Source organism: Vibrio sp. S234-5 (genome assembly GCF_000960595.1).
Classification (GTDB): Bacteria; Pseudomonadota; Gammaproteobacteria; order Enterobacterales; family Vibrionaceae; genus Vibrio.
The window spans coordinates 1-421 of record NZ_JZAM01000121.1 but is presented as its reverse complement, the minus strand read 5'-3'; the positions used below and the strand labels follow the sequence as shown (position 1 = coordinate 421).

At 45.1% G+C, this 421-nt stretch carries 1 protein-coding gene; it reads left to right on the top strand.

All coding sequences use genetic code 11. The features are described from left to right. Positions 1–29 precede the first annotated feature (29 nt). On the top strand, positions 30–421 hold a 392-nt coding region (locus UF06_RS04375; protein ID WP_045569351.1), incomplete at its 3' end, for a hypothetical protein.

The following is a 421-nucleotide window of genomic DNA, read 5'->3' as shown; positions in this document are numbered from 1 at the left end:
ATGATCAGGTATCTAAAGGGAGCGTTATTATGAAAAAAGTCCTACCTTTACTGCTGCTTACCTGCGCAAGTGCACAAGCGCAAACGCATTTTCCTGAGCTCACTCAACTGCTGAGCGAGATACACGAGCAATACAATAGCCCAACTCTCATGAGCATTGATAAAAAAGACACGGCAGACCTCACCAAGCTGCCTTACTTTTTGCAGCACATTGATGAAACGGACACCGTCGAATCAATACGCCTCAATGCCTATCTACAAGGTTTGCAATCTGCGTACTTTGGCAGTGCAAATCGTCAACAAGACTTAGGCGGCAATCACTGGTTCTGTATGCGTGATACCATGGCGCTCGATCCCAAACGCCACCCTGAGTTTATTAAAAAGATGATTTGGACGGTATTAGAGAAAAACGCCAACAATGA